General features: G+C 62.0%; 3 protein-coding genes and 2 pseudogenes. 2 read left to right on the top strand and 3 right to left on the bottom strand.

Annotation, left to right across the window (positions count from 1 at the left end):
• A partial coding sequence (locus D7231_RS34320; protein WP_147449862.1) for a transposase occupies positions 1-244 on the bottom strand: 244 nt, incomplete at its 3' end.
• A gap of 395 nt (positions 245-639) precedes the next feature.
• On the bottom strand, positions 640-2,277 hold the full coding sequence (locus D7231_RS34325) for an FAD-binding oxidoreductase (protein ID WP_120760244.1): 1,638 nt from the start codon (positions 2,275-2,277) through the stop codon (positions 640-642).
• A 781-nt stretch (positions 2,278-3,058) separates the two neighbouring features.
• Between D7231_RS34325 and D7231_RS37175 the strand changes: the two are divergent.
• Positions 3,059-3,857, top strand: a pseudogene (locus D7231_RS37175) (IS5 family transposase).
• A gap of 7 nt (positions 3,858-3,864) precedes the next feature.
• On the opposite strand, the gene D7231_RS34335 reads toward D7231_RS37175, so the two are convergent.
• The gene (locus D7231_RS34335; RefSeq protein ID WP_158673887.1) at positions 3,865-5,421 is read right to left on the bottom strand and encodes a thiol-activated cytolysin family protein; all 1,557 of its coding nucleotides are present in this window, start codon (positions 5,419-5,421) and stop codon (positions 3,865-3,867) included.
• A 338-nt stretch (positions 5,422-5,759) separates the two neighbouring features.
• On the opposite strand from D7231_RS34335, the pseudogene D7231_RS38710 reads away from it, so the two are divergent.
• Positions 5,760-5,842, top strand: a pseudogene (locus tag D7231_RS38710) (IS5/IS1182 family transposase); the annotation flags it as partial.

Raw genomic sequence — 5,842 nt, forward strand, 5'->3', positions numbered from 1 at the left:
GGGCGTGCAGGATTTTCGCCCAGGTGCCGTCGGCCGGCCAGCGGCGGTGGCGTTCGTAGACGGTCTGCCAGGGGCCGTAGCGTTCGGGCAGGTCACGCCACGGGATACCGGTCCGGGTCCGGTACAGGACCCCGTTGACCACGGTGCGGTGATCGGCCCACCGTCCACCCGGCCCACCTGCTTCGGGCAGCAGCGAAGCGATCAGCTCCCACTGAGCATTGGTCAGTTCATGCCGCCGCACCATGCACAGATCCTGCCCGGAACGGCAGCAGATCCACCACCCGAGCAAGAGCCATCAGACACTGCCTAGCCGCGTGGGCCTCCGCCTGCGGAGGCACTGGTAGGCGTCGCCGCAGATGAGTCGCACTATTCACACAAGCGTAAGCAGCGCGGGATGATGAACGCGGAAGATCATCGCCTGTCCGACGGAACTCCGCTGAGGTTCTCCCGTACACTGTCCTGCCGCGCCCATGTTCCTGACTGCGACGGCTACCCCGCAGAAGCTTTGTGAGGAATGGGTAGGGGAGGATCGGGATTACCTTCGGCTGGTTCACCTCGCTGAGGGCTCGCCGCCTTGTCTGTGAGAAACCTGAACCTCGGACCCCACACGATTCCCCGGACGAAACGCCTACTTTATCGCTACAGCCCTTGTGGGTAGGTGAAGACGTGATCTGGGTCGTACCGATGTTTGATTTGTGTGAGTCGGTTGGTTGCGTTGCCGTAGTAGGCGGTACGCCAGTCGGCGACTGCGAGGTCGGTGTAGTTCTGGTAGGCCGAGCCGGAGGCATGCCGCTGCATTGTTGCGTGTATGCGGTCCAGCCATGCGGTGTGGGCGGCTGCAGGATGGCCGGCCTTCCATGTGGTCAGGTACTGGGCGAGGAATCGTGAGTTTCGATGGACGAAGGCTGTTGCGAGGGGCGGTACGCGGTTAATGGCGCCGCCGAGGGCGGTGAGGTGGACATAAGCGTGCCCTTCGCACCCTCCGCGTCTGCCGAAGGAGGCGAGACCTGCGATCAGGCGGTGGATGCCTTCTGTGTTGAGGGAGCGGTCGAAGAAGTCGGAGCGGGCCGCGAAGGTGTCGCGTGTCAGCTTGCCGACGGGTTCACGGCCGGGTGCATGACCGGGTAGGTGGCATTGTGGGGTGGTGTGGTGGGGGCAGTGAGCGTGTTCCCTGATGGTGTCGAGGAACGCGAGGCGGCGCAGCTGGAATGCTGCAGGGGGGCTTCCCACCGTGTCGGTGAGCCGGTCGAGAGCATTTTCGAGGGTGGTTGGTGCGCCGATAGCAAAGGAGGCTACGGATATGTGCGGGGTGTTGCCGGTCGTGTTGGCGAGACTGCACGAGGACCAGATGTGGTCGGGGAGCGCGGGACCCCATCCCTGCCAAGCCCGTAGGACGGCCGAAGCAGCCGACCAGGGCCAGGATAGGAGGCAGGTCGCCATATCCCCGATGGGATGGGTGCGGAAGCGGAGGTGGGTGACCACACCGAAGTTGCCGTGGCCGGCGCCACGCAGCGCCCAGAAGAGGTCGGGGGAGTGGTCGCGGTCGCAGTGGAGGGCGGTGCCGTCGGCGGTAACGAGTGTGGCACCTGTGAGGTTGTCACAGGTCAGGCCGTAGAGGCGGGAGAGGATGCCGTGGCCTCCGCCGAGGGCAAGTCCGGAGATGCCGGTGGTGGGGCAGGTGCCGGCAGGGACGGTGACACCTTGGCCTGCGAGGGTGGTGTAGAGGTCGATGAGCCTGGTGCCTGCGCCGGTGACGGCCGTGTCCGGCGACAGAATACGCACGGTGTTCAGCAGGGACACATCGAGGACGAGTCGTCCGTTGCCGCTGGACCAGCCCGCGTAGCTGTGACCGCCGCTACGGATGGCCACCGGCACGGCGTAGCGGCGGGCAAAAGCCAGGCACGTCACGATGTCGTTCATGCCGCTGACGTACGCGATGGCGACAGGACGGAGGCCATCGAAGCGGGTGTTGTACAGCTGGCATGCGGCTGCGTAGTCCGCATCACCGGGCCGTATCAGACTGCCGGAGAGGTCCGCGCCCAGTGCCGTCCACTCCGCAGCGGCTCTGCCCGCCAGTACCGCGGGGACCTTGCGGCCTGTTCCGGCAGGCCAGGCCCGGCCTGTCTCTGCCCTTCCTGTGGTGTCATCGCGGAAGCCGCCACAACTGCCGGCTGCTGTCAGACCTGCCCCCCATTCCAGCAGCCTGCGCCTGGTGATGGCCACTATGTCCCTTCCCTCTCCTCCTGGCGGGCCTGGCAGAAGTTGTCCTCTGGGCATGGAATGCCGGCCGCTGCGGACTTTCGGGCTTGTCTTCCGCTGCCCAGACGGGGCTCTGCGAAGGCCAGGAGATGTGCGCTCGATCACCCACCTGCGTTGGCCAAGGCGTTCGCTGGAGTCAATGCCTTTGCAGGCGATTCGGACGCCGATGTGCTTGCCCCACAGCCATCTGCACAGGTGGGGGCGTGATTTTGTCTTGTCCGTGTGGAGTCGCTGCGGCTTGGACTCTGCGGCGTGGGATCCGTGTCCCTTGTGGAAGTGGGACAGCATCGGCTTCAGGACGAGGCTGTCGAGGGTGTTGGCTGCGGAGAGCCCGACGCGGAGGGGCAGCCTGGCAGCATCGGACAGGGCGTGCATCTTGGAACCCGGCTTGCCCCGGCCCACAGGCGAAGGACCTGTGAGTTCGCCCGCCGTTCGCCACCCCACCGCCCTGCGGACGCACTCGCGCCGCAGGTAGCAACGGCGTCGCTAAAGGCTGTCCCGTATCTCATCTTGGGTTGGTCTGCACCTGTGAGGAGCCGGCGACCTGTGCCGCTCTGTCCAGATTCCTGATAACTGCTCGGCTACGCCAAACCGGGGCAGATGGCACCTCGCGCCGACCTGCACCCCGCGTTACGGGACAGCTTCGAGCCTCCATAAACCATCCGGAACAATCCAGCCCCCCCCTGACCGAACCAACCATCAATCCGGCCTGTAGGACACGGCCTTACAACGGCTGACAAGATGAGGTGGCTTGGGCTGGTAGCCGTGCCTGGCCAGCCGGTTGAGCGTTGCTCTTTGTATGGGGGCGTTGCCGTGGATCGTGTCGGATGGGCTGTCGGATTGCCAGGAGCCGCTGCTGGCGCAGCGTGAGCGGCGTTTTCGCTGTCCGGGTCGCTGGCCGTTGCCGGACCGGGAGGTGCTGTGCGGGGTCTGGTACGTGCTGCACACCGGGATTCAGTGAGAGTAGTTGCCGGGGGAGCTGGGCTTTGGCTCGAGCATGACATGCTGGCGTCGACTGCGGGACTGGAACGAAGTCGGCGTCTGGCAGCGGCTGCACGAGGTCCTGTTCGCTGAGCTCAATGCCGCGTCACGCTTGGACTGGTCGCGTTGCGTGGTCGACTCCTCCCATGTCAGGGCTTAAAAGTGGGCAGCATGTGGGCCCGTCGCCGGTCGACCGGGGCCGGCTCCAAGCATCATCGCATCACCGACAGCCACGGCGGCTTGCTTGCCGCCCTGCTGACCAGCGGCAACCGCAACGACGTCACTCAGCTCTTGCCACTGCTGGACGCGATCACACTGGTTCGGGGATGCGCCGTCCCCGCCGCAAACCCGACTCACTCTTCGCCGACCGCGGCTCGACCACGACGTCTACTGCGACCAGATCCGCGCTCGAGGCATCATGTCGGCCATTGTCCGCCGCCGCCCTTGACACGGGACTGGACTGGGCACCTTCCGGTGGGTGGTGGAACGGACCTTCGCTAGGCTACGGCTTCCGCAGGCTCCGGATCCGCTGGGAACAACGCGCTGGCATCTGCGGAGCATTCCTCCGCCGCGCCTGCTGCCTCATCACCCACCGACAGATCAACTCATTGTGTTAGGTGTTGTTTAGTCGATCCTCGCCACCTCGTATGTCATCTTCACGCGGCTATCGATATCTTCAGCCTCCTTCTCGAGCACCTCACCCTTCTTGAGGAGGTCACCTACTTCAGGCTCAGCGTAAGTGTGAATAGATGCAAAAGGCTTACCATCGGCTGTTGTAAGCTCTACATCGAGACCAACCGTTTCGGGCAGCAGCTCATTTTTCTTCTTGCCTTTGGCGTTCGCGAAGTTGAATTCACTGTCGACGTAGCCCTCCTTCAGCTGGAGGGTCGATCCGGGCTTCACGTTCACCGGCTGATTTTTGGTACGTTCAAAGACTACTTTCTCCGGGTTGCCGCTCGGATAGTGTCGCATGCGAACTCGGCCGTACACCTCCTGCCCTTTCGCGTCGGGCATTTTGAGAACCTTTACCGATTTCACTGCCACCCGGAACTGACCCTTGTAGAGGTTGCAGTGTTGTTCTTCGAACTCGGCTGTCTCGCTGAGAACTGCAGGCTTGTTGTCCTTGACGCTGGTGAGTTTGTAGGAAATTGGTGCATACTCGGCCAGTGTGGGAGCTTTCTTGAAGAACTCATCCAGCTTGCCGGTTTTGATCAGGTCCTCAGCGCTCTCTGCCGCGCCACCCAGGGACTTGACTTTGATATCTGCTTCCTTCATCACTTTCTTGTAATCGACTTTATGTTTTGCTGAGGCGCTGATTGGGCCAACGTCCAAGCTGGCGTCAACAGAGGCGTTCAAATCGCTTTGGGTTGCTGTCGAAGTTGCAGTGAAGATCAAGATGCGGCCGTATGTCACTGATGACACGTAGGCAGGCACGTTGTCCGGCCCGATTTCGTCGCTCTCTTGTTTGTGCTTCAGGTCATCCTTGGTGAAGGTCTTACTGAAGAACTTGGCAGGTGTGGTAGGCCTGGAGTAGTCGACGGTGAATGCTATCTGCCTGAACATTGCAGTGACCGAGTTCTTAGTGGCGGAGTGTTTTGCCGCGAGGCTGAAATCGGCTTTACCGAGGCCCATGAATTTCGCCGAAGTGTTCATTTCGAGTGCAACCTGGGTATCTTTGTACCCGTCGGTTTTTCTGTAGTCGATCTTGTTAATCGGCTTACCGTCAGCCCTCTCCTTCATCATTTCGGAAACGGCTGTGTCAACCGTTCCTCTATCGGGCTTAGATACCGTCCTATTTGCCCCACCGCTGGACAGGTGTAGTGAGATCTTCGCTGGTGCCCGATCCTCTCCGTCGATAGCCAGCTCCGAGAGATGGCCATTCTTGTAGGCCTTGCCTTGAAGAAATTCTCCTGGCCACAGGTGCGTTGTATCATTCATGGTCACGAGTTGGGTGGGTGACATTGTCACAGACCGCTTGTCGGCCAAGCAGATAACTTCCTTGCCGTCGTCACCTTTCCGGGTGACCCAAGTGGGCTTACCGATACTCTCGTTCCGGTTCGGCTTGGGTGAGGCGAATTCATTCCAGGTCTTCAGAGTTTTGAAGTAGGCGTTGATTTCCTTTGCGTTGTCCGGGGGCTCGGCAGCTGCGCACGGTACAGCGAACAGTGCGGCTGCGGTCAAGGATAGGAACCCCGCCGCACGCGCAATCGGATTGTGCATATACATCCTCTCTGAGATTGAGGTTTTCAGGGAAGATCATTCAAAAAAGCGGTGGTCCTAACGAGCTCGTGCATGATTGGTGGTGAGCCGTAGAGGATCTCGGTGAGCTTGGCGTTCACATCGCGCTCAGGTACGCGGTCTGACGGTGGGACAGCAGGCCGGCGACGGCCTGGAAGGTGTCGTTCATGTGCTCACGGAGGTCGAGGTGGCGGGCTGGTGCCCGCCAGTTCTTCAGGCGGGCGATGCCGTGCTCTACCTAAAGCGTGTTCCGCAACCCGGTGAGCGGGCATCTGTCCGGTATGGCTGGGGTTTTGCGGGCCGAGCGGGTGTGGGTGGAGACGTTCACCGGGCTGCGGGCCGGGCAGTTCGAGCGGCTGTTGCG

The organism is Streptomyces klenkii, from assembly GCF_003626645.1.
In the GTDB taxonomy this organism is placed as follows: Bacteria; Actinomycetota; Actinomycetes; order Streptomycetales; family Streptomycetaceae; genus Streptomyces; species Streptomyces klenkii.

Excerpts from the sequence above, each read along its gene's own strand:
- D7231_RS34325 (WP_120760244.1), bottom strand. The coding sequence starts at position 2,277 with ATGCCCAGAGGACAACTTCTGCCAGGCCCGCCAGGAGGAGAGGGAAGG.